The following is a 1,178-nucleotide window of genomic DNA, read 5'->3' as shown; positions in this document are numbered from 1 at the left end:
TATTAAGCCAATAATGATGATTGACCATAATTGTTGGCGAGAGAATGATTGCGCGATCAGCGAATCTGGCTCTTTTGGACGCCAACTACGTAAAATACCGATGGTTTCGTCGTCCAATACTAAGGGCACATCGACGCGCTGCATGGTCTTATCGGAAAAGCCTAGATCAACATCGCCGCTAATGTATTCACCATTTGGTGTTAGTAACACCGTCGGGGGAGCAATGTCGATTGAAGGTTGCCTAAATTGTTGAACATTCATTGGACCACCGCCACCACGAGGGGGACGGGGAGGCCCATTAATCCACGGCGCGTTTTTAGGATCAGACAGGCTAGGATCAATACCGTCCCACTGGTGATCATTGGCGATGTATTGATTAATTAACGACGCACGCAAGGCATCTAAACGTTCAGATTCCTGGCTTTGGATAAATTCACTAAAACCTTGTTCAAAACTCCAACGCGCCAACAACAAAGATAACGAGAGGATCAGGCAAGTAAAGCCAACAAGTATAGCGAATAATTTTTGAGATAGTTTCATGGCGCTAGTATAAGTCAGTGGCCCAGCTATGCACACAATGTAAAACAATATACACAACATTTACGCTGTCTCTGCACTGGATCTGCACATTTTTCCCTTATTATTCTATTCTCGACTTATTGTTATTTTAAAAGGTGATAAAATGAATCGCGTAGTTGGTGCTACATTAGTAGCTTTGTTGAGTTTTTCTTCCTTAGGCTATGCTCAAGAAGGTCCACCTCGTGGTCAAAAGCCTCCTCAGGAAGCCTATGACGTTTGTGTTGATGCACAAGAAGGCGATGCGGTAACTATTACCAGCCCCGAAGGTGATGAGGTTGAAGCAACCTGTAAATTAATGGACGATGATTTAGTGGCTGTGCCTGATAATATGCCGCCACGTCGTCAATAAAAAACGTGTTTTCCACTGTTTTGCAGTCGTTTACGCAAAACAGTGGATTGTACACAGCCACTGAATGGGGCGCTCAGATTAAATCTTGACCATTATTTTTTTCGCGTTATATTAGATAAGCGTTAAATAATGGATGTTTATGCTGAGTATGTCAGCCTCTAATGAAAAAAAAATAATAAAACAATACCAACCTCTGATACGCGCACTGATACCTTACGAGCAACACAATAAGTTACTCGAAGGGTTAAAC

At 42.5% G+C, this 1,178-nt stretch carries 1 protein-coding gene and 1 pseudogene; one reads left to right on the top strand and one right to left on the bottom strand.

The window, feature by feature from the left end; translation table 11 throughout:
* Positions 1 to 540, bottom strand: a pseudogene (locus tag V5298_RS15380) (hypothetical protein); the annotation flags it as partial.
* A gap of 142 nt (positions 541 to 682) precedes the next feature.
* Here V5298_RS15380 and V5298_RS15375 point away from each other — a divergent pair.
* A complete protein-coding gene (locus V5298_RS15375; RefSeq protein ID WP_332932329.1) occupies positions 683 to 928 on the top strand; it encodes a hypothetical protein in 246 nt (81 codons plus the stop codon).
* Positions 929 to 1,178: the final 250 nt, after the last annotated feature.

It is taken from the genome of Alteromonas sp. 14N.309.X.WAT.G.H12 (assembly GCF_036697315.1).
Taxonomy (GTDB): domain Bacteria; phylum Pseudomonadota; class Gammaproteobacteria; order Enterobacterales; family Alteromonadaceae; genus Alteromonas.
Note: the sequence above shows the minus strand (reverse complement) of the source record. Positions and strands in the feature narration are given on the sequence as shown.

Bases quoted from the DNA above. Each gene is read 5' to 3' on its own strand.
- V5298_RS15375 (WP_332932329.1), top strand. From the start codon at position 683: ATGAATCGCGTAGTTGGTGCTACATTAGTAGCTTTGTTGAGTTTTTCT.